We start from the raw sequence: 22426 nt of genomic DNA, 5'->3' as shown, positions 1-22426 counted from the left end.
CAGATGAAAATGATACCTTTAGGTAATACAGATATAGCGCTTTCCCATATGGGACTCGGCACCTGGGCTATCGGCGGCGGCCCAGCATGGAATGGCAACCTCGATATGCAGGTCTGCATCGATACTATCGTTGAGGCGCACCGTTGCGGTATTAACCTGATTGATACGGCGCCGGGCTATAACTTTGGTAATAGCGAAGTGATTGTCGGCCAGGCGTTGAAAAAATTACCGCGTAACGAGATGGTGGTGGAGACCAAATGCGGGATCGTCTGGGAGCGGGAAGGGAGTCTGTTCAATAAAGTCGGCGATCGCCAGCTCTATAAAAATCTTTCTCCGGACTCTATTCGTAAAGAAGTCGATGCCAGTCTCCAGCGACTAGGGATTGATTATATCGATATCTATATGACCCACTGGCAGTCGGTACCGCCGTTTTTTACGCCGATTGCGGAAACCGTTGGCGTGCTCAATGAGCTGAAAGCAGAGGGGAAAATCCGTTCTATCGGGGCGGCGAATGTAGATGTCAGCCATATCCGCGAATACCTTAAACATGGCGAGCTGGACATCATACAGGCGAAATACAGCATTCTTGACCGGGCACTGGAAACGGAGCTGCTGCCGTTATGCCGCGAGCACGGCATCGTGGTACAGGTTTATTCGCCACTGGAGCAGGGATTGTTAACCGGCACCATTACCCGTGACTATGTTCCCGGCGGGGCGCGAGCGAATAAACTCTGGTTCCAGCGTGAGAATATGTTGCGGGTCATTGATATGCTGGAGCAGTGGCAGCCATTGTGTGACAAATACCATTGCTCTGTCCCGACGTTGGCTCTGGCGTGGATATTGCGACAAAGCGAACTGATTTCAATACTGAGCGGCGCCACGTCGCCGGAGCAGGTACGAGAGAATATCGCTGCGCTGTCCATCACCTTAACAGATGACGATGCGTTATTGATGAGACAAATGGCGGAAGCACTGGACAATCCATAAGCAATACATTACACCTCTTTTTTGGCGAAATGCAGATAAAATCTGTTATTCAAACGGCTTATTTTGAAAGTAAACATAGTCTGTGAGATACTCAACGTTTATCATGACGTCGAAAACAGAGGTGTAATCGTGGCGGCGAAAGACAGGATTCAGGCGATCAAACAAATGGTCGCTAATGATAAAAAAGTAACAGTCTCTAACTTGAGTTCAATTTTTCAGGTAACCGAAGAGACAATTCGACGCGATCTGGAAAAACTCGAAGATGAAGGCTTTTTGACTCGAACTTATGGCGGTGCGGTATTAAATTCGGCGGTGCTGGCTGACAATATCCATTTTTATAAGCGTGCAAAATCGTTCTATGAAGAGAAGCAAATTATAGCCCGTAATACGCTTCCGTTTATTAAAAACAAAACAACGATGGCCGCCGACTCCAGCAGTACGGTAATGGAATTGCTAAAACTCCTGAAAGACCGAAACGATCTTACTTTGTTAACTAATTCAGCGGAAGCTTTCCATGAACTGGCGCAATCGGACATTAATCTTGTTTCTACGGGCGGTGAGTTAAATAAAAATACGCTATCGCTGCAGGGGCGTATCACTAAAGAAATAATCAGCCGTTATCATGTTGATATTATGGTAATGAGTTGTAAAGGGCTGGATATGGCGAGCGGGGCGCTTGATTCTAACGAGGCGGAAGCTGAAATCAAAAAAACGATGATTCGCCAGGCCACAGAGGTGGCGTTATTGGTGGACCACTCAAAATTTGATCGCAAAGCGTTCGTGCGGTTGGTCGATTTTAGTCATATCCATTACCTGATAACGAATAAAACGCCAGGTGATGAATGGATCGCATTTTGCGATAAAAATAATATCCAGCTTGTCTATTAATCGATAGATTATCCTTGACTGGATTGTTTTCGCCTGGACTATGCCAAAAAAAAACGGCAGATGATAGCAAGTGCGGCAAATACCCCTTTGCCGCGAGACAATAATTTATTATTTTGCTGCGTTAGAGGCCATCCAGATGGAAGACAATGATCATATCGGCGCCAGACTAGACCGCTTACCTTTATCCCGGTTTCATTTTCGTATTTTTGGAATAATTAGTTTTGGCCTGCTATTAACGGGGTTTTTGAGTTACTCAGGAAATGTGGTTCTGGCCAAATTGATAAACAATGGCTGGTCGAATAATTATCTTAATGCCGCGTTCACATCGGCACTGATGCTTGGCTATTTTATTGGTTCGCTTACCGGCGGTTTTATTGGGGATTACCTGGGGCGTCGAAAAGCGTTTCGCATTAATTTGTTGCTTGTGGGCATCTCCGCAACGGCTGCCGCATTTGTTCCCAATATGTACTGGCTGATTTTCTTTCGTTGTCTGATGGGGACAGGCATGGGGGCATTGATTATGGTTGGATATGCTTCTTTTACCGAGTTTATCCCTCCCGTTGTACGAGGAAAATGGTCCGCGCGTCTCTCTTTTGTAGGGAACTGGTCACCGCTGCTGTCTGCGGGGATTGGCGTAGTGGTCATTGCGTTTTTAAGCTGGCGGATGATGTTTCTTCTTGGCGGGATCGGGATGTTGCTGGCGTGGTCTCTTTCAGGAAAGTACTTTATCGAATCACCCAGGTGGTTAGCAGGTAAAGGGCGGCAACGCGAGGCTGAACAGCAGCTTCTCATGATTGAATCGCAAATAGAAAAAGAAAAAAGTATTATTTTGCCGCCGCATCAGGAAAGCAATAAATCCATGGAATCGCGCTTTGAAAACGGTACATTCTGGCTCTTATTCAAAGGGCAAATGCTGCGGCGCACGTTAGTGGCGATCACTGTATTGATTGCAATGAACATTTCGCTTTATACCATTACGGTATGGATCCCGACAATTTTTGTTAATTCAGGAATTGATGTTACAAAATCTATTTTCATGACCGCCATCATTATGATTGGCGCGCCAGTGGGCATATTTATCGCCGCGCTCATTATTGACCATTTCCCCAGACGGTTATTTGGTTCGCTGTTGCTTATCGTTATTGCGGTAGTAGGGTATTTTTACTCAATACAGACTGAGGAATGGGCCATTCTGGTTTATGGACTGGTAATGATTTCCTTTCTGTATATGTACGTCTGCTTTGCCTCGGCGGTTTACGTTCCCGAATTATGGCCTACGCACCTTAGACTACGTGGATCGGGTTTTGTGAATGCGGTAGGGCGGATCGTCGCTGTCTTTACCCCCTACGGTGTGGCGGTTTTGCTGACCCGCTATGGATCTGTCACCGTTTTTGTTGTGCTGGGTATGCTGCTGGCGGCGTGCGCGCTGATATTATTTTGTTTTGGCATTGAAACGAGAAGAGTTTCGTTAGAAGCGCTCTCCAGCCTGCGTTGAGCTTTGCCTGGTAGCGACGCTGGCGTGACGTATCCGGCCCACAGATCTATGCAATGGTCTCACCGTTGCGTGATGTATTGACCGGATACGATACCTGCTCCGCTACCTGGCGACAGCCTGGCCCTGCGTCTCTTCCCAGTCTGCCAGCGTATACAGCGTCGCGCCTGCCGCCGCCATCTCCATAAACGCGTGTGCGCTATCCTGCGGGTGAATATTCACGCCGCGACAGCCATCGGTGATAACGTTAACGGCATAGCCCAACTCTAGCGCATCCAGCACCGTAAATTTTACGCAGTAATCGGTCGCCAACCCCATCACGATAAGCTCGGTAACGTCATGCTCGCGAAGCCAGGTATCAAGGGTAGTTTTCTGCCGATGTTCGTTGTCAAAAAACGCGCTGTAGCTATCAATCAGCGGGTTTTCACCCTTAAAGATGCAGGCGTCAATCGCATGTTGGTTAAGCAGGGGATGTAACGCCGCGCCGTCGGTATGTTGAACGCAGTGATCCGGCCAGAGCGTTTGCGGCAGCCCATCCAGCTTTCCCTGACTATAGGGTTCCGCCTGATGCTGGCTGGCGAAGCTGCCATGCTGCGCGGGATGCCAGTCCTGGCTGGCCAGCACCGGAATCTGCCGGGGCTGGCACCAGTCAATAAGAGCGTTGGCGATGTCGATGGTGCTGTCGCCTTCCGCTACAGCCAGCGCGCCGCCGGCGCAAAAGTCATTTTGCAAGTCGACCAGTAATAAGGCCCGGTTTGTCATTATCTTCTCCTTGTCGTCGGGATTTTTTAATCATCCGGCGTCAATTCACCACGCAAGTTTTGCGCCATCGCGCTACGAATCGCCTGAGTGTCCAGACCCTGGCTTAACAAATAATGCAGTTTGGTTAAGGTGGCTTCGACGGTCATATCGGCACCGCCAATCACGCCAGCGTGCGCCAGCGCATTACCAGTAGCGTACCCGCCCATATTGACTCGCCCTGACATGCATTGCGTCAGGTTAACCACCACGATGCCGCGCGAACTGGCCTCTTTCAGCTCCTGTAAAAACGCTTTATTTTGCGGCGCGTTGCCTACGCCATAAGAGCGCAGAATCAGCGCTTTTACCGGCTGACGCAGAAAGTTACGTACTACCTCGGCGGAAATCCCCGGATAAATCGTCACTACGCCTATCGGTTGCGGCGTAATAGGGTGTACGATTAATTCACCAGAACCGTAGGGCGCGGGAGGCGTATTTAAACGGCGAATGTGAATTCCTGCTTCCAGCAAGGGCGGCAGATTAGGAGAGGCAAAAGCGTCAAAACCATCCGCATGGGCTTTGGTCGTGCGATTGCCGCGGAACAGACGATTATTAAAAAACAGCGTTACTTCATTAACAGGATAGTTGGCGGCGACATAAAGCGCATTCAGCAAATTAATTTGCCCGTCGGAGCGCAGCTCAGCCAGCGGAATTTGTGACCCTGTCACAATAACTGGTTTACCCAGATTTTCCAGCATGAAAGAGAGCGCCGATGCGGTAAACGCCATCGTGTCGGTGCCGTGCAGAATAACAAAACCGTCATACTCATCGTAGTGCGCTTTGATATCTGCAGCGATATGCTGCCAGTCTTCCGGCGTCATATCTGATGAATCCATCAGCGGGGCATATTCATGGATGGTAAAATCCGGCATCTCCGGGCGGTGGAATTCCGGCATCAGCGCCAGCTGGCGCTGAAGGTGCCCGGACACCGGGATATACCCTTTATCTGAGCGCTGCATACCGATAGTACCGCCGGTATAGGCAACGTAAATTGATTTCTTTTGCATGATAATGTTCAGTCGTGTCGCGAAGGACGTATTAATGATTATCGGATGGCGGCTATGAGCAGACGCCGCCATCCGGTATGGCTATTGATGAAGCATTAGCGAACGTTCGCGCAAGTCAAACAGAACGCATAACGGTTTTGCGGATCGTTAAATGCCGCCAGTTTATCCCCCTCGGCCTTCACCGTGTTGGCGGCGGAAACGAGCGGCGCCGGGAGCATCGCCTGAATGGCTTCCGGCAGCATGGCGCGTACTGATCCGGTCATACTGTCCATGACCATATCAAGGACCGTCGGTTCGTCCTGATAGTAATCAAGATGCCACTGTTTCAGTTTCGCCAGATCCGCCGCTTTGGCGACGGCGTCGTCGAAGTCGCCGAGACTGTCCACCAGACCATTGGCTTTCGCGTCTTCTCCGGTCCAGACATGGCCTTGTGCGATTTTATCAATCTGCTCCGGCGTACGTTTACGCGCGTCTGCCACCAGCGTGATAAAGCGTTTGTAGCCGTACTCAATACTGAGTTGCATCATCTGCTGCACTTCCGGTGACAGCGATTTGGTCATCGAAATATCCGCCAGCGGCGAGGTGGAAACGCCGTCGCTGTGTACGCCAATCGACGACAGGCTGTTTTCTACCGTATTGATGACGCCGAAGATGCCAATTGAACCCGTCAGCGTGCTGGGGCTGGCCACGATATAGTTTGCTGGCGTAGAGATCCAGTAACCGCCGGAGGCCGCCATACCGCCCATTGAGACCACCACCGGTTTGCCGGCCGCTCTTGCCGCCGCCAGTTCGGCGCGGATAACTTCGGAGGCGTTGACGCTCCCGCCTGGGCTATTGACGCGCAGCACAATCGCTTTCACTTTAGGATCAAGACGTGCGTCGCGGATCTGCGATGCCGTAGTGTCGCCGCCGACATTCCCTGGCGTTTCTTCGCCATCCATAATCGCGCCATTGGCGAAAATAACCGCAATAGTACCGCCGGTATCCGCAGGCGTTTTCAGCGAATAATCGTAATAGCTGATCGCGCGATAGTTATTTTCAGTTTTGCTCCAGCCAAACTGCTTCGTCAGCGCTTTTTCAACATCTGCGCTGGAGGCGAGGGCGTCCACCAGTTTATGGTCGAGCGCATATTTGGCGGTGTCACCGCCCACGCTGGTTAACCCGTCGATAATAGCCTGGGCGCCGGGGAAGAGTTGTTGCGGCGAAATCTGGCGATTGGCGGAAACGGTATGCAGGTAGTTCTGCCACAGTTCGCCTATCCAACGGCTGTCGGCCTCGCGGGCGGCGGGCGACATATCGTCGCGGATAAACGGCTCGACGGCGGATTTATAGGTGCCGACCCGGAAAACGTGGGTAGAGACTTTCAGCTTATCCAGCAGCGTTTTGTAGTACAGGCCATTCGTAGCGAAGCCGTGAAGATCTACCTGACCCTGTGGGGAAAGCCAAATTTTATTGGCGAAACTGGCGAGGTAATACTGACCCTGGCTGTAGTTTTCACCCACGGCAAAAATCGGTTTGCCGCTGTCGCGGAATTCGCGCAGCGCTTTACCGATATAGCGCATTGACGGCTGATCGGCGCCGGTGAAGTTTTTCAGATCCAGAACGATACCAGTGATGTTACGGTCATCTTTCGCCTGACGAATAGCGTTGACGATGTCAAACAGGGAGTTTTCCTGCAGACGGTCGGAGCTGGCGCCAAATAACTGGCGACCCAGCGCGCCCAGACGGTGATTGGTGGACGGTTTATCCACAATGACGCCGGAAATATCCAGCAGCAGAGCGCCGCGCGCGGTTTGCTCACTGTTGCTGCCGTTACCGATCTGCATCCAGATCCCAACGCCTACCAGGACCAGAAAAATAAAAAACAGGTTGAGTACCATTTCACGGACGAAGTTCAACACTCGCCACGTCCATTTAAAAAATCCGGCAATAAATCGCCACAGGGTTCGCATGTATTCTCCCTATCTGAGTAACAACGCTTATACCTTGGTGAGGATAAAGCATTAAGATGTGGCTATCGTAATGACCCATCAGGCAGTTGTCAGCAGGAATCACTGCCTGCGCTGTAACAAAATCCGCTCCCGTGTTAATTTTGTGAATAAATATCATTGCTGGAGTTAATCAAATGGATGCACTAGAACTGCTGGTCAACCGTCGTAGCGCCTCTCGTCTCGCAGAACCGGCGCCTGTCGGAGAGCAATTACAGAACATTCTGCGGGCGGGAATGCGTGTTCCCGATCATAAATCTCTACAGCCGTGGCGTTTTTTTGTGATTGAAGGAGAGGGGCGCGACCGCTTCAGCGCCGTGCTTGAACAAGGCGCTGTCGCTGCCGGGGGCGATGAGAAAGCGATCGAAAAAGCGCGTAATGCGCCGTTTCGCGCGCCGCTGATCATTACCGTGGTGGCGAAATGCGAAGAAAACCATAAGGTTCCGGTGTGGGAACAGGAGATGTCTGCCGGATGTGCGGTAATGGCGATGCAAATGGCGGCGATTGCGCAAGGGTTTAATGGTATCTGGCGTAGCGGTGCATTAACGGAGAGCGCTATCGTGCGGGAAGCCTTTGAGTGCCGCCCTCAGGATAAAATTGTTGGTTTTCTCTATCTCGGCACGCCGCAGCTCAAAGCGTCAACGACGATCAGTACCCCCGACCCCACGCCGTTTGTGCGTTATTTCTGACGCTGAGGGATAAAACTGTCTGGATTCTGAGCAAAGGCGCGGTAATTCAGACAGTGATACTTACCACATCAGGGAATGAGCGCTACCATAGCGCGAATGCAATGACAGGAGATGTTCATGAGCGAGCAAGCCATTCGTTTAACGCAATACAGCCACGGCGCTGGTTGCGGTTGTAAAATTTCCCCTAAAGTGCTGGAGACTATCCTGCATAGCGAGCAGGCGAAGTTCGTCGACCCGAACCTGCTGGTGGGTAATGAAACCCGCGATGATGCGGCGGTTTACGATCTGGGTAATGGCACCAGTATTATCAGCACCACCGACTTCTTTATGCCGATAGTCGACAACCCGTTCGATTTTGGCCGCATTGCGGCAACAAACGCCATCAGCGATATTTTTGCGATGGGCGGCAAACCGATTATGGCGATCGCGATCCTTGGCTGGCCGATTAATACCCTGTCGCCCGATATTGCGCGTGAAGTGACCGAGGGGGGGCGCTTTGCCTGCCGTCAGGCCGGTATCGCGCTGGCGGGCGGACACTCGATTGACGCCCCGGAGCCGATCTTTGGTCTCGCGGTCACAGGCGTAGTGCCGACCGAACGGGTGAAGAAAAACAGTACCGCGCAGGCGGGATGCAAGCTCTTTCTGACCAAACCGTTGGGGATTGGCGTGTTGACCACCGCCGAGAAAAAATCGCTGCTTAAACCTGAACATCAGGGGCTGGCGACGGAAGTCATGTGTCGGATGAACGTTGCTGGCGCGGCGTTTGCCAATATCGACGGCGTAAAAGCTATGACTGACGTTACCGGTTTTGGCCTGCTGGGGCACCTGAGCGAGATGTGCCAGGGCGCAGGTGTGCAGGCGCTGCTTTGCTATCAGGACATCCCTAAACTGCCGGGTGTGGAAGAGTATATTGCCCTGGGCGCCGTACCGGGCGGCACAGAGCGCAACTTCGCCAGCTATGGTCATCTGATGGGCGACATGTCGCGTGAAGTTCGTAGCCTGCTGTGCGATCCGCAAACGTCAGGCGGTCTGTTGTTGGCGGTAACGCCGGACGCCGAAGACGATGTTAAAGCCACCGCGGCGGAATTTGGTATCGATCTGACCGCGATTGGCGAACTGGTCGAGGCCCGCGGCGGTCGCGCTATGGTTGAGATTCGTTAACCTGATGCGGTTGTTTATTGCCGAAAAACCGAGTCTGGGGCGCGCCATTGCGGATGTGCTGCCAAAACCGCACCGTAAAGGCGATGGTTTTATTGAGTGCGGAAACGGGCAGGTCGTCACCTGGTGTATTGGTCATTTGCTGGAACAGGCGCAGCCGGATGCGTATGACAGCCGTTATGCGCGCTGGAATCTGGCTGACCTGCCTATCGTGCCGGAAAAATGGCAGCTTCAGCCTCGTCCTTCCGTCACCAAACAGCTCAATGTGATTAAGCGCTTTTTGCATCAAGCCGGTGAAATTATTCACGCCGGCGACCCGGATCGCGAAGGGCAGCTTCTGGTTGATGAAGTGCTGGATTATCTCCAGCTTCCTGCCGAAAAGCGCCAACAGGTGCGGCGTTGTCTGATAAACGACCTTAACCCGCAGGCGGTCGAGCGTGCTATCGACAGGCTGCGGGCGAACAGCGACTTCGTGCCGCTGTGCGTCTCCGCGCTGGCGCGAGCGCGAGCGGACTGGCTGTATGGCATTAATATGACCCGCGCTTACACGATCCTGGGCCGTAATGCCGGCTATCAGGGTGTGTTATCCGTGGGACGCGTACAGACGCCGGTACTGGGGCTGGTGGTGCGGCGAGACGAAGAGATTGAGAACTTCGTCGCCAAAGACTTCTTTGAAGTGAAGGCGCACATCGTTACGCCTGCCGACGAGCGTTTTACCGCTATCTGGCAGCCGAGCGAGGCGTGCGAACCTTATCAGGATGAAGAGGGGCGCTTGCTTCATCGTCCGCTGGCGGAGCATGTAGTGAACCGAATCAACGGTCAGCCCGCGCTGGTAACCAGTTATAATGATAAACGGGAATCAGAATCCGCGCCGCTGCCGTTTTCGCTCTCGACGCTACAGATTGAAGCCGCTAAACGCTTTGGCCTGAGCGCGCAAAACGTGCTTGATATTTGTCAGAAGCTATATGAAACCCACAAACTGATTACCTATCCGCGTTCCGACTGCCGTTATCTGCCGGAAGAACACTTTGCCGGACGGCAGGCGGTCATGAACGCGATTAGCGTCCACGCCCCGGATTTACTGCCGCAGCCTGTGGTTAATCCTGATACGCGCAATCGCTGCTGGGATGACAAAAAAGTGGATGCGCACCACGCGATTATCCCGACGGCGCGCAGTTCTTCTGTCCATCTGACGGAAAACGAAGCGAAAGTGTACACCCTGATTGCGCGTCAGTATCTGATGCAGTTCTGCCCGGACGCGGTGTTTCGTAAATGCGTTATTGAACTGGAAATCGCCAAAGGAAAATTTGTCGCCAAAGCGCGTTTTCTGGCGGAGGCCGGTTGGCGGACGTTACTGGGCAGTAAAGAGCGCGACGAGGAAAACGACGGTACGCCGCTGCCGGTTGTCGCCAAAGGTGATGAGTTGCTGTGTGAAAAGGGGGAAGTGGTCGAGCGCCAAACCCAGCCGCCGCGTCATTTCACCGATGCGACATTGCTTTCCGCGATGACCGGAATTGCTCGCTTCGTGCAGGATAAAGATCTGAAAAAGATCCTGCGCGCGACCGATGGGCTGGGGACGGAAGCCACGCGCGCCGGGATTATCGAGCTGCTGTTCAAACGTAGCTTTCTGACCAAAAAAGGGCGCTACATTCATTCTACCGATGCTGGCAAAGCGTTAATACATTCGCTGCCGGAAATGGCGGCCCGTCCAGATATGACCGCGCACTGGGAATCTGTTTTGACGCAAATCAGCGAAAAGCAGTGCCGTTACCAGGATTTTATGCAACCGCTGGTCGGCACGTTATATCAACTGATCGATCAGGCTAAGCGCACGCCGGTGAAGCGCTTCAGAGGGATAGTCGCGCCAGGTGGCGGAGAAAAGAAAAAGAGCGCGCCGCGCAAGCGAGCGGGCAAAAAAAGCCCGCCTGCTGAGGAGACAGGCCGTCAGACCGAATAAGCGTAAAGCCATCTGGCCTGACGACGGGATTAAATGACGCCCTGCGCCAGCATGGCGTCGGCGACTTTCACGAAACCGGCGATGTTGGCGCCCTGAACGTAGTTGGTATGCTTATTATCGCCGCCGTACTCGACACAGGCGTGGTGGATATCCAGCATAATGTGATGCAGACGGGCATCCACTTTCTCGGCTTTCCAGCTCAACCGCGCGGCGTTCTGCGCCATTTCCAGCCCTGATGTCGCCACGCCGCCCGCGTTGGCGGCTTTACCCGGCGCAAACAGTACGCCCGCTTCAAGGAAGAGATCGGTCGCTTCAATCGTGGTTGGCATATTTGCCCCTTCCGCCACGGCTTTTACGCCATTGGCAATCAGTACGCGCGCGGCGTCAACGTCCAGTTCGTTCTGCGTCGCGCATGGCAGGGCGATATCCACCGGTACGCTCCAGGGCTGCTGGCCTTCCAGATAGGTTAAGCCAAACTCACGGGCGTAGTCAGCGACGCGACCGTCACGGCTGGCTTTAATTTCACACAGACGCGCCAGCTTCTCTGGCGTGAAGCCACTTTCATCGACCACTGTCCCGCTCGAATCCGACGCGGTAACCACGCGCGCGCCAAAGGCCATCGCTTTCTCAATGGCGTATTGCGCTACGTTGCCGGAGCCGGACACGGCGACGCGCATCCCTTCGAAACCAAGACCATGACGTTTAAGCATCGCTTCGGTGAAGTAGACCAGGCCATAACCCGTCGCCTCCGGGCGAATCAGACTGCCGCCGAAGGAAAGCCCTTTGCCGGTGAAGACGCAGGCGCTGTTATTGGAAAGCTTGCGCATCATCCCCGCCATAAAGCCCACTTCGCGCCCGCCCACGCCGATATCCCCGGCAGGCACATCGGTATCCGGCCCTAAATGGCGATACAGTTCAGTCATCAGCGCCTGGCAGAAACGCATCACTTCGCCTTCGCTTTTCCCTTTCGGATCGAAATCGCTGCCGCCTTTACCGCCGCCCATCGGCAACGTGGTGAGGGCATTTTTAAAGGTTTGCTCAAAGCCGAGGAACTTAAGGATGGAAAGGTTTACCGAAGGATGAAAGCGCATACCGCCTTTATAGGGGCCGATAGCAGAGTTGAACTGCACGCGCCAGGCGCGATTTACCTGCACCTGGTTTTTGTCGTCCAGCCACACTACGCGAAACTGAATTACGCGCTCTGGTTCAACCAAACGTTCCAGTAAAGACATGTGGCGGTAACGGGGGTTTTGTTCAAGAAACGGCCACAGGGTGGTCATGACTTCACGGACGGCTTGCGCGAACTCGGTTTGATGCGGGTCGCGCTTTTGTACATGGTTGAGGAACGATTCCAGAGAACATGTCTGATCCATAGATATAAAAACCTCTTATATATTAATGTGGTTGTATTTGCGTTTTATCAGAATATGTATTTGCAGTTTTCGACTATACCATCAGCAATGTGACGGTAAGCAAGAAAAAAATGACGCTGCTAAGTAAATTTATAACGGGGCGAGGGTCATAACTAAAAGCGATGACAAAAGAGGATTAAAGTTTTCACGGCGGCTTACCGTTATACTGAGAATATACTTAGAAAAATAAGGAACTCCTATGTGCCGAAGCCTCGTGGTCGCCGTGATGGCGATAATGCCAATGGTCGGGCTGGCAAACCAGAACAGTCGTCCTGATATTCAGGTGAATGTCCCGCCGGAAGTTTTCAGCACGCGCGGTCAGTCATCCCAGCCCTGCATTCAGTGCTGCGTTTACCAGGATCAGAATTACTCCGAAGGCGCGGTAATAAAAGTGGAAGGCGTCTTGCTCCAGTGCCAGCGTGACGAAAAAACCATCAGCACGAATCCGTTAGTCTGGCGTCGCGTAAAGCCATAAACGCCTGCAATAGCGGAATATCCGCCGGGGCGAGGGGGTACTCCAGCGCCTCTTCCGGCGTACACCAGGCTAATGCCTGATGTTCCAGCGCACGTATCAGACCGTTAAACGCAGGCACATGCCAGGCGTGCAAATGAATCCGTCGGCCAGACACGTCGCGTTGATGGCTGGCGATATAGACGCCGGGCGTGGCGTCAATCCCTAACTCTTCGCGTAGCTCGCGGATAAGCGCCTGCGGCTGGGTTTCGCCGGGTTCGACTTTACCGCCGGCAAATTCCCATAAACCGGCTTGATCCGCATGATCTGGGCGCTGGGCCAGCAGAATTTTGCCGTCGCGTTCAATGATGGCAGCAACAACATCGAGTTTTTTTATCATTGTTGTTAAGGTCGTTATTCCTGCCGGGAAGCGTCGCGCTATCCCGGCCTTACGGTTAATCAGAAAGCGGAATCAAACACGAAACGTCGCCCAGACCGGCGCATGGTCGGAGGGTTTTTCCATACTGCGAATGTCGTAGTCTATACCGGTTTCTGCGCAACGTTCCGCCAGCGGAGCGCTTGCCAGCAAGAGGTCGATACGCAGCCCGCGATTATCCACGAAACCTTTTGAGCGGTAATCAAACCACGAAAATTTATCCATCGTTTGCGGATTCGCCTGACGGAACGTGTCCACTAATCCCCACTTCAGTAACCGCGACATCCATTCACGCTCCTCCGGCAGGAAGGAGCATTTACCGGTACGCAGCCAGCGTTTGCGGTTCTCTTCGCCGATGCCAATATCCAGATCGGTCGGGCTGATATTCATGTCGCCCATAATTAATACCGGATTATCGCACTTGAGTTCCGTTTCAAGATAGTTTTGCAAGTTCTGATAAAACTGCGCTTTCGCGGGGAACTTCAACGGGTGATCCCGGCTTTCCCCCTGCGGGAAATAGCCGTTAATGACGGTGATATTACCCAGCGGCGAGGGGATTTCCGCCATGATAATGCGGCGTTGCGCCTCTTCGCCATCATCCGGGAAACCGCGTCTGACGGAAATGGGCGTGGCTTTTGTTAGCAGCGCGACGCCGTAATGGCCTTTTTGTCCATGATAGAAAACGTTATAGCCCAGCTTCGCGACCTCTTCGAGCGGGAACATTTCGTCGTGGACTTTTGTCTCCTGTAGGCCGATCACATCGGGCTGGTGTTTTTCGACAATCGCTTCAAGCTGATGGGGACGGGCGCGCAGGCCGTTGATATTAAAAGAGACAAATTTCATAGTCACTGCCACTTTGCAAGGTGAATCGTGTTGGGATGGTAACAGAAATTTTACCGGGTGACTGCCACTCATCGTCAGATTCGGCCAATGGAAGCGTATGGTGTTTTCTATAGTGCGAAAATGGCACGGTTTGCGTGCAGATGCGCCAGAACGGGGCGGTAATTTCCAGTAAATTTCGTATAAGATCACAATTCCAGAATTATATTTGGCAACTGAATAATATTTCGCTTTTTCCTCTTTTTAGCCACCGATTATGCGGAAATATTCACTTTTCATGCAGTAAAAGTGAATATCGCTACGCTGTAACCCATTGATTTACCGTTTATCACTTCTGTTTATGCAATGTTAACGCTGGCTGGCACGAATGCTGCAATCTACATTTACAGCGCAAACACTCATATTAATTAACATATATATAACTTTATTTTTACCAAAAGAGGTCGCTATGTCTCTGTCAGTTACGCGCGAAAACTTTGATGAATGGATGGTGCCGGTATATGTTCCCGCGCCTTTTATTCCTGTACGCGGAGAAGGCTCACGCCTGTGGGATCAGCAGGGGAAAGAGTACATTGATTTTGCTGGCGGGATCGCGGTCAACGCATTGGGACATGCGCATCCGGCGTTGCGCGAGGCGTTAAATGAACAGGCGAATCGCTTCTGGCATACCGGGAACGGTTACACCAATGAGCCGGCGCTGCGACTGGCGAAAAAACTGATCGACGCGACCTTCGCCGAACGCGTTTTCTTTTGTAATTCAGGCGCTGAAGCAAATGAAGCAGCATTAAAACTGGCGCGCAAATATGCCCACGATCGTGTCGGCAATCATAAAAGCGGCATTGTGGCCTTTAAAAACGCGTTCCATGGTCGCACGCTCTTTACCGTCAGCGCTGGCGGTCAACCCTCCTATTCACAGGACTTTGCGCCGCTGCCGCCGGATATTCGTCATGCAGCCTATAACGATCTGAACTCCGCCAGCGCGCTAATTGATGACAATACCTGCGCCGTGATCGTAGAGCCTGTGCAGGGCGAGGGCGGCGTGATCCCCGCCACGAAAGCTTTTTTGCAGGGGCTGCGTGAATTGTGCGACCGGCATCAGGCGTTACTGATTTTTGATGAGGTGCAGACGGGCGTCGGACGTACCGGCGAACTGTATGCATATATGCATTATGGCGTTACGCCCGATATCCTGACGACCGCTAAAGCGTTGGGTGGCGGCTTCCCGATCGGCGCGATGCTGACCACGCAAGACTATGCCAGCGTTATGACGCCAGGCACGCATGGCACCACCTACGGCGGTAATCCGCTGGCGACGGCAGTTGCCGGAAAAGTACTGGATATCATCAATACGCCGGAGATGCAAAACGGCGTCAGACAGCGCCACGATGCGTTTATTGAACGTCTAAATACCCTTAATGTACGTTTTGGCATGTTCAGTGAAATTCGCGGGCTGGGGCTACTGCTTGGCTGTGTGCTACAGACGGAGTTTGCCGGAAAAGCCAAACTCATCGCTCAGGAAGCGGCAAAAGCAGGCGTGATGGTGCTCATCGCCGGCGGCGACGTGGTGCGTTTTGCGCCAGCGTTAAATGTGAGCGACGAGGAGATAGCCACCGGGCTTGATCGTTTTGCCCTGGCGTGCGAACGCCTTCAGACGGGAGGCGCATCATGCGGGTGATTCGTCCTGTCGAACATGCGGATATCGCCGCGCTGATGCAGCTTGCAGGCAAAACGGGCGGCGGCTTAACCTCGCTACCGGCAAATGAAGCGACGCTGGCGGCCCGCATTGAACGCGCGCTAAAAACCTGGTCCGACGAGCTGCCAAAAGGCGAACAAGGGTATGTATTCGTTCTCGAGGACAGTGAAACGGGTGAGGTCGGCGGGATCTGCGCCATTGAGGTCGCGGTCGGTCTTAACGACCCCTGGTATAACTATCGTGTCGGTACGCTGGTTCATGCCTCCAAAGAGCTGAATGTATATAACGCGTTGCCAACATTATTCCTGAGTAATGATCATACCGGCAGCAGTGAGCTTTGCACGCTGTTTCTCGATCCCGAATGGCGTAAAGAGGGTAACGGCTACCTGTTGTCAAAATCGCGCTTTATGTTTATGGCCGCGTTTCGCGATAAATTCAATGAGAAAGTGGTGGCGGAAATGCGCGGCGTCATTGACGAGCACGGTTATTCTCCCTTCTGGCAAAGTCTCGGCAAACGCTTTTTTTCTATGGATTTCAGCCGGGCGGATTTTTTATGCGGTACCGGGCAAAAAGCGTTTATCGCCGAGCTGATGCCCAAACATCCTATTTATACCCACTTCTTATCTGAAGAGGCACAGGCCGTAATTGGCGAAGTCCACCCGCAAACGGCGCCAGCCCGCGCGGTGCTGGAAAAGGAAGGCTTTCGCTATCGCCACTATATCGACATCTTCGACGGCGGGCCGACGCTGGAGTGTGATATTGATCGCGTGCGGGCTATTCGTAAAAGCCGACTGGTGGAAGTCGCGGAAGGGCAACCCGCGCCTGGCGACTATCCGGCATGTCTGGTCGCCAATGAAAACTATCACCACTTTCGGGCCGCGCTGGTGCGCGCCGATCCGCAGACTTCACGACTTGTACTGACCGCCGCGCAGTTGGATGCGCTGAAATGTCGCGCGGGCGACCACGTTCGGCTGGTACGCCTTTGCGCTGAGGAGAAAACCGTATGACGCTATGGATAAACGGCGACTGGATAACCGGTCAGGGCGAACGCCGCCGCAAAACGAACCCGGTGAGCGCGGAGATACTTTGGCAGGGGAATGACGCTAATGCGGCACAGGTCGCCGAGGCCTGTCAGGCGGCGCGCGCGGCGTTTCCTCGTTGGGCCAGAGAGCCTTTTGCCGCACGACAGGCTATCGTAGAGAAATTTGCCGCCCTGCTGGAGGCGCATAAAGCCGAGCTCACGGAGGTCATCGCACGTGAAACCGGTAAACCGCGCTGGGAGGCGGCGACGGAAGTGACGGCGATGATCAATAAGATTGCCATCTCGATTAAGGCTTACCACGCCAGAACAGGTGCACAAAAAAGCGAACTTGTCGATGGCGCCGCGACGTTGCGCCATCGTCCTCACGGTGTGCTGGCGGTATTCGGCCCTTATAACTTTCCCGGCCATTTACCGAATGGCCATATTGTGCCCGCGTTGCTGGCAGGCAATACGCTGATCTTCAAACCTAGCGAGCTAACGCCATGGACCGGGGAAACGGTAATAAAACTCTGGGAACGGGCGGGGCTACCGGCAGGCGTTCTTAATCTGGTGCAGGGCGGCCGGGAGACCGGACAAGCGCTGAGTTCGCTCGACGATCTCGACGGGCTGCTGTTTACCGGCAGCGCCAGTACCGGATATCAGCTTCATCGCCAGCTATCCGGCCAGCCGGAAAAAATCCTGGCCCTGGAAATGGGCGGAAACAACCCGCTCATTATTGAGGATGCGGCAAATATGGATGCGGCGGTACATCTGACGCTGCAATCGGCGTTTATTACCGCCGGACAGCGCTGTACCTGCGCGCGACGCCTTCTGGTAAAACAGGGTGCGCAGGGAGATGCATTTCTGGCGCGGCTGGTTGACGTCGCCGGACGTCTGCAGCCCGGCAGATGGGACGACGATCCGCAGCCGTTTATCGGCGGACTGATTTCAGCGCAGGCGGCACAGCATGTGATGGAAGCCTGGCGTCAACGAGAGGCATTAGGCGGGCGCACGCTACTGGTGCCGCGGAAGGTCAAAGAGGGAACCTCTCTGCTGACGCCTGGCATCATTGAGCTGACGGGCGTCACGGATGTGCCGGATGAAGAGGTGTTTGGTCCGCTGCTGAACGTCTGGCGTTATGCGCATTTCGATGAGGCGATTCGTCTGGCGAATAATACCCGTTTTGGTCTGTCGTGTGGGCTGGTGTCGACGGATCGCGCGCAGTTCGAACAGCTCTTGCTGGAGGCGCGGGCAGGGATCGTTAACTGGAATAAACCGCTCACCGGGGCAGCGAGTACTGCGCCGTTTGGTGGTGTCGGCGCGTCTGGCAACCATCGGCCCAGCGCCTGGTATGCCGCCGATTATTGCGCCTGGCCGATGGCCAGTCTGGAATCTCCCGAACTGACGTTGCCTGCGACATTAAGCCCCGGCCTCGACTTTTCTCGCAGGGAGGCGGTATGACGGCGCATGAAGTTAATTTTGACGGGCTGGTGGGGCTTACGCACCATTATGCCGGGCTATCCTTCGGCAATGAGGCATCGACCCGCCACCGTTTTCAGGTGTCGAATCCTCGTCTGGCGGTAAAGCAGGGGCTGCTAAAGATGAAGGCTTTGGCGGATGCCGGCTTTCCCCAGGCGGTGATCCCGCCGCATGAGCGGCCTTTTATTCCGGCGTTGCGTCAGCTCGGCTTCACGGGTAGCGATGAGCAGATTCTGGATAAGGTTGCGCGTCAGGCGCCACGCTGGCTTTCCAGCGTGAGTTCCGCGTCGCCAATGTGGGTTGCGAATGCGGCGACGGTTTGCCCATCGGCAGACGCGCTGGACGGGAAAGTTCACCTGACGGTGGCGAATTTAAACAATAAATTTCATCGCGCTCTGGAGGCGCCTGTTACCGAAGCGCTGCTACGCGCCATATTTCGCGATGAAAGTCAGTTTTCAGTGCATAGCGCGTTACCGCAGGTCGCATTATTGGGAGATGAAGGCGCGGCGAATCATAACCGTCTTGGCGGCGAGTATGGTTCGGCAGGCGTGCAGCTTTTTGTCTATGGGCGCGAAGAGGAGAATGAAATACGACCCGCTCGTTATCCGGCGCGCCAGAGCCGCGAAGCCAGCGAGGCCGTGGCGCGTCTTAATCAGGTGAATCCGCAACAGGTTATCTTCGCTCAGCAAAACCCGGAGGTCATCGATCAAGGCGTATTCCATAATGATGTCATTGCCGTCTCGAATCGACAGGTATTGTTTTGTCACGAAGCGGCGTTTGCCCGGCAGAAAGTGCTCATTAATCAGTTGCGTACGTGCGTTGACGGTTTTATGGCGATAGAGGTGCCCGCCGGTGAGGTTTCTGTATCAGATGCTGTGGCGACCTACCTGTTTAATAGTCAGTTGTTAAGCCGTGACGACGGCTCAATGCTGTTAGTGTTGCCGCGGGAATGTCAGGACCATGTCGGCGTCTGGCGCTATCTGAATAAGCTGGTGGCGGAGGATAACCCCATCAGCGCGATGCAGGTATTTGATTTGCGAGAAAGTATGGCCAACGGCGGCGGTCCGGCCTGTCTGCGATTACGCGTGGTGTTAACAGAAGAAGAACGACGGGCGGTGAATCCAGCGGTAATGATGAATGACGCTCTGTTTACGGCCCTTAACGCGTGGGCGGATCGTTATTATCGCGATCGCCTGACCGCCGCCGATCTGGCCGATCCGTTATTATTGCGAGAAGGCCGGGAGGCGCTGGATGTGTTAACGCGTCTGCTGGATTTGGGGTCGGTTTATCCTTTCCAGCAAACGGGGGCGGCTGATGGATAACTTTCTGGCGTTGACGCTAAGCGGCACGACACCACGGGTGACGCAGGGGAAGGGCGCGGGTTTTCGCTGGCGCTGGTTAGGCCATGGTCTGCTTGAACTCACGCCCGATGCGCCGGTCGACCGCGCGTTAATTCTTTCTGCGGGGATACACGGCAATGAAACCGCGCCGGTAGAGATGCTGGATAAGCTGCTGTCGGCGCTGTATTCAGGCAGCTTGACGTTAACGTGGCGAGTGCTGGTGGTACTCGGCAATCCGCAGGCGCTGGCGGCGGGAATACGCTATTGTCACAGCGATATGAACCGTATGTTTGGCGGGCGTTGGCAGTCCTTTGCCGAAAGCGATGAAACGCGGCGGGCGCGTGAGCTGGAGCTAAGTCTGGAGACCTTCTTTTCATCTGGCCAGGCGCGGGTACGCTGGCATCTGGATCTGCATACCGCCATTCGTGGCTCGCATCATTTGCGTTTTGGCGTATTGCCGCAGCGCGACCGCCCGTGGGAGACAGATTTTCTGGCGTGGCTGGGCGCGGCAGGACTGGAGGCGTTGGTATTTCATCAGGCGCCCGGCGGTACGTTTACGCACTTTAGCTCTGAACATTTCGGCGCGCTTTCCTGTACGCTGGAGTTGGGAAAGGCGTTGCCGTTTGGGCAAAACGATCTGACGCAGTTCAGCGTAACCTCGCAGGCGTTGTCGGCGCTGTTGAGCGGTGTCGAAACGTCAACCTCGTCTTCTCCGCCGCTACGCTATCGGGTGGTGTCGCAAATCACGCGTCACAGCGATAAGTTCACGCTTTATATGGATGCGCAAACGCTGAATTTTACTGCCTTTGCGAAGGGAACGTTGCTGGCCGAGGAGGGGGATAAGCGTGTGACGGTGACGCATGACGTTGAATATGTTCTCTTTCCTAATCCCTCTGTCGCCTGCGGATTGCGGGCTGGATTAATGCTGGAAAGACTGCCTTGATAAATGTCCCTGTAAGCTCACGTTAGGATTACAGGGATGATTTGGGACACAGTTTCATGCTATTACGGATTATTCCTGGAGAATTGCTTTATTAATAAGCGTTGCTGCGTTATAGTTCTGCATAATTTCTGCTATATCATGCTACTGTATATTTATCTTTCAACTCTGCGCAATTTATTCTTTTTTTCTTCACAATTGGCGAAAAAGTGTTTTTTATACTTTCATTGTTTTACCGTTGTTATGACTAATTGACGCTAAGACGGTTAAAGTTAATCACGACAACACGGCGCTGTTTTAAATATGCCGTAAAAATAACTGAAAGGAAGGATGGAAATATGCGTAAACTGACTGCTCTATTTGTTGCCTCTACCCTGGCGATGGGTGCTGCGAATCTGGCTCATGCCGCTGAGACTACCACCGCCGCGCCAGCGGATGCGAAGCCAATGATGCAGCATAAAGGTAAATTTGGCCCACATCACGATATGATGTTTAAAAACCTGAACCTGACAGACGCACAGAAGCAACAAATTCGCGACATTATGAAAGCGCAGCGCGAGCAAATGAAACGTCCGCCGCTGGAAGAGCGTCGCGCCATGCATGATATTATCGCCAGCGATACCTTCGATAAAGCCAAAGCCGAAGCGCAAATTACGAAAATGGAAGCACAGCGCAAGGCCAATATGCTGGCGCATATGGAAACCCAGAATAAAATTTATAACGTTCTGACGCCGGAGCAGAAAAAGCAATATAACGCTAATTTTGAGAAGCGTCTGACAGAACGCCCGGCGCAAGAAGGTAAAATGCCTGCTGCGGCAGAATAACTTTCCACATAATTTAAGACCGCCGGTCTTGTCGACAACACAATCGTTGAGGTGGACAGGATCGGCGGTTTTCTTTATGACTGGCGACAGTCGGTGTGCAGTTCAATGATCTCATATTGACCTGACATTAGCGGCTTACAGAGAATTTTATAGCCATCCTGATCAAAGCCCGCAGGGGTGCGCACCAGGGTGGCGGCCTCATCCAGCGAGGGGACCGCCCCCAGCCATAACCAGTTGTTGATAATGTGGAACTGGGTCATTTGTGGGCGGCTCTCTTTTAACGCGATAGCGCCTTTCCAGGGCCAGCAAACCACACGTAACCGTTCCAGCGAGGCCTGCAGACGAAGAAAATGCGCCTGCGGGGTTTCTTGCCCACAGCACGCGCCAGCACAGCGCTTCAGAGCGAAACGAAAACAGGCGCGCCCACGGCTTACCGGTTCAAGCCCCAGCAGGCCATAACACAATTTTTGTTCATCGGCGAGGTTCTGTAAGCTTTGCAGCGCTGCCCGACGGTTGGCGAAGAGCCCAAACAGGTTCGTCTCATGGGAAAAATCGACGCTGCGGGCGGAAACGACCTCAATCTTTTGTTCGCTCAACTGTAGAGAGCAAAGCTGGCGATTACGCCGTAACCGCTTGTTAAACAGCGGCTGTTGCTCTTTGATTAGCCGCGCCTCCAGCAGCAACGCGCCCATTTCCCCAGCGGTGCAGATCCAGCTTATCCGCCGCGCCTGTCGCAGCATAGCGGCCTCGTCAGGCGTTCGCAGATGTGAAAGCACCCGGCTGCGAATATTCACGCTTTTACCGATATAAAGCGGTAGCGTATCGCTTTCGCTATGAAATATATAGACACCCGGTAAGGCTGGCGCTTCGCTGAGGAAAGGACGTAAATGTTCTGGATATTCGTAAATGGCCGCCGCTTCAAACTCAAGGCGGGGGGCTGATTGACGCCGTACCACAGTGATCTCCGTTAACTGGTTATTCATCCAGTATAACAGCGGATGGGTGATTAAAAAAGAGGCTGGGAAG

Annotated in this window: 20 protein-coding genes; 13 read left to right on the top strand and 7 right to left on the bottom strand. The window is 53.6% G+C overall.

Annotation, left to right across the window (positions count from 1 at the left end):
- Positions 1-3: 3 nt before the first annotated feature.
- The 3 genes from ACLJPE_RS04920 to ACLJPE_RS04910 all read left to right on the top strand — a co-directional run bounded on the left by ACLJPE_RS04920 (position 4) and on the right by ACLJPE_RS04910 (position 3370).
- Positions 4-987, top strand: coding sequence for an aldo/keto reductase (locus tag ACLJPE_RS04920; protein WP_023213981.1), 984 nt, complete (start codon positions 4-6; stop codon positions 985-987).
- A 129-nt stretch (positions 988-1116) separates the two neighbouring features.
- Positions 1117-1875: a DeoR/GlpR family DNA-binding transcription regulator gene (locus ACLJPE_RS04915; protein ID WP_000719104.1), complete on the top strand. Its 759-nt coding sequence runs from the start codon at positions 1117-1119 to the stop codon at positions 1873-1875.
- A 136-nt stretch (positions 1876-2011) separates the two neighbouring features.
- Positions 2012-3370: an MFS transporter gene (locus ACLJPE_RS04910; RefSeq protein ID WP_000389925.1), complete on the top strand. Its 1359-nt coding sequence runs from the start codon at positions 2012-2014 to the stop codon at positions 3368-3370.
- Positions 3371-3472: 102 nt separating this feature from the next.
- On the opposite strand, the gene pncA is transcribed toward ACLJPE_RS04910, so the two are convergent.
- From pncA to sppA, 3 genes are all read right to left on the bottom strand, one after another.
- Positions 3473-4129 (bottom strand): bifunctional nicotinamidase/pyrazinamidase, encoded by a 657-nt coding sequence (gene pncA / locus ACLJPE_RS04905; protein ID WP_000184705.1) that lies wholly within the window; start codon positions 4127-4129, stop codon positions 3473-3475.
- A 26-nt stretch (positions 4130-4155) separates the two neighbouring features.
- Positions 4156-5172 (bottom strand): asparaginase, encoded by a 1017-nt coding sequence (gene ansA / locus ACLJPE_RS04900; RefSeq protein WP_001170136.1) that lies wholly within the window; start codon positions 5170-5172, stop codon positions 4156-4158.
- 95 nt (positions 5173-5267) lie between these two features.
- Positions 5268-7124 (bottom strand): signal peptide peptidase SppA, encoded by a 1857-nt coding sequence (gene sppA, locus ACLJPE_RS04895; protein ID WP_031601898.1) that lies wholly within the window; start codon positions 7122-7124, stop codon positions 5268-5270.
- A 173-nt stretch (positions 7125-7297) separates the two neighbouring features.
- Between sppA and ACLJPE_RS04890 the strand changes: the two genes are divergently transcribed.
- The 3 genes from ACLJPE_RS04890 to topB all read left to right on the top strand — a co-directional run bounded on the left by ACLJPE_RS04890 (position 7298) and on the right by topB (position 10964).
- Positions 7298-7849: an NAD(P)H nitroreductase gene (locus ACLJPE_RS04890; RefSeq protein ID WP_000339313.1), complete on the top strand. Its 552-nt coding sequence runs from the start codon at positions 7298-7300 to the stop codon at positions 7847-7849.
- Positions 7850-7966: 117 nt separating this feature from the next.
- On the top strand, positions 7967-9010 hold the full coding sequence (gene selD, locus ACLJPE_RS04885; RefSeq protein WP_001294900.1) for a selenide, water dikinase SelD: 1044 nt from the start codon (positions 7967-7969) through the stop codon (positions 9008-9010).
- A gap of 4 nt (positions 9011-9014) precedes the next feature.
- Positions 9015-10964 (top strand): DNA topoisomerase III, encoded by a 1950-nt coding sequence (gene topB / locus ACLJPE_RS04880; RefSeq protein WP_001235863.1) that lies wholly within the window; start codon positions 9015-9017, stop codon positions 10962-10964.
- A 29-nt stretch (positions 10965-10993) separates the two neighbouring features.
- On the opposite strand, the gene gdhA is transcribed toward topB, so the two are convergent.
- On the bottom strand, positions 10994-12337 hold the full coding sequence (gene gdhA, locus ACLJPE_RS04875) for an NADP-specific glutamate dehydrogenase (protein WP_000372865.1): 1344 nt from the start codon (positions 12335-12337) through the stop codon (positions 10994-10996).
- Positions 12338-12575: 238 nt separating this feature from the next.
- On the opposite strand from gdhA, the gene ACLJPE_RS04870 reads away from it, so the two are divergent.
- Positions 12576-12851 carry a YnjH family protein gene (locus ACLJPE_RS04870; RefSeq protein ID WP_000336847.1) on the top strand — a complete coding sequence of 92 codons (276 nt, stop codon included), beginning with the start codon at positions 12576-12578 and terminating at the stop codon, positions 12849-12851.
- Here ACLJPE_RS04870 and ACLJPE_RS04865 read toward each other — a convergent pair.
- Entirely contained in the window at positions 12811-13227 is a 417-nt protein-coding gene (locus ACLJPE_RS04865; protein ID WP_000592141.1) for a pyrimidine (deoxy)nucleoside triphosphate diphosphatase, read from the bottom strand. The two genes, ACLJPE_RS04870 and ACLJPE_RS04865, sit on opposite strands and share 41 nt — an antisense overlap.
- A 72-nt stretch (positions 13228-13299) precedes the next feature.
- The gene (xthA, locus tag ACLJPE_RS04860) at positions 13300-14106 is read right to left on the bottom strand and encodes an exodeoxyribonuclease III (RefSeq protein WP_000673954.1); all 807 of its coding nucleotides are present in this window, start codon (positions 14104-14106) and stop codon (positions 13300-13302) included.
- Positions 14107-14551: 445 nt separating this feature from the next.
- Between xthA and ACLJPE_RS04855 the strand changes: the two genes are divergently transcribed.
- The 6 genes from ACLJPE_RS04855 (at position 14552) to spy (ending at position 21400) form a co-directional block, all read left to right on the top strand.
- Complete coding sequence (locus tag ACLJPE_RS04855; protein ID WP_031565788.1) at positions 14552-15778, top strand: aspartate aminotransferase family protein; 1227 nt, start codon at positions 14552-14554, stop codon at positions 15776-15778.
- Positions 15769-16803, top strand: a complete 1035-nt coding sequence (gene astA / locus ACLJPE_RS04850) for an arginine N-succinyltransferase (RefSeq protein WP_001263885.1) — start codon at positions 15769-15771, stop codon at positions 16801-16803. The genes ACLJPE_RS04855 and astA overlap by 10 nt, the downstream gene beginning before the upstream one ends.
- A complete protein-coding gene (gene astD / locus ACLJPE_RS04845; protein ID WP_023208116.1) occupies positions 16800-18278 on the top strand; it encodes a succinylglutamate-semialdehyde dehydrogenase in 1479 nt (492 codons plus the stop codon). Before astA ends, astD begins: the two co-directional genes overlap by 4 nt.
- On the top strand, positions 18275-19618 hold the full coding sequence (gene astB / locus ACLJPE_RS04840) for an N-succinylarginine dihydrolase (protein ID WP_000123943.1): 1344 nt from the start codon (positions 18275-18277) through the stop codon (positions 19616-19618). The genes astD and astB overlap by 4 nt, the downstream gene beginning before the upstream one ends.
- A complete protein-coding gene (gene astE, locus ACLJPE_RS04835) occupies positions 19611-20579 on the top strand; it encodes a succinylglutamate desuccinylase (RefSeq protein ID WP_039513229.1) in 969 nt (322 codons plus the stop codon). Before astB ends, astE begins: the two co-directional genes overlap by 8 nt.
- A 335-nt stretch (positions 20580-20914) precedes the next feature.
- Positions 20915-21400: an ATP-independent periplasmic protein-refolding chaperone Spy gene (gene spy / locus ACLJPE_RS04830; protein WP_001229001.1), complete on the top strand. Its 486-nt coding sequence runs from the start codon at positions 20915-20917 to the stop codon at positions 21398-21400.
- Positions 21401-21474: 74 nt separating this feature from the next.
- Here the strand turns inward: spy and cho are convergent, their stop codons facing one another.
- Complete coding sequence (gene cho / locus ACLJPE_RS04825; protein WP_039513232.1) at positions 21475-22356, bottom strand: excinuclease Cho; 882 nt, start codon at positions 22354-22356, stop codon at positions 21475-21477.
- Positions 22357-22426: the final 70 nt, after the last annotated feature.

This window comes from Salmonella sp. SAL04196 (assembly GCF_046550835.1).
In the GTDB taxonomy this organism is placed as follows: Bacteria; Pseudomonadota; Gammaproteobacteria; order Enterobacterales; family Enterobacteriaceae; genus Salmonella; species Salmonella enterica.
The sequence above is the reverse complement of the archived record's forward strand: the minus strand, read 5'-3'. Positions and strand labels throughout refer to the sequence as shown.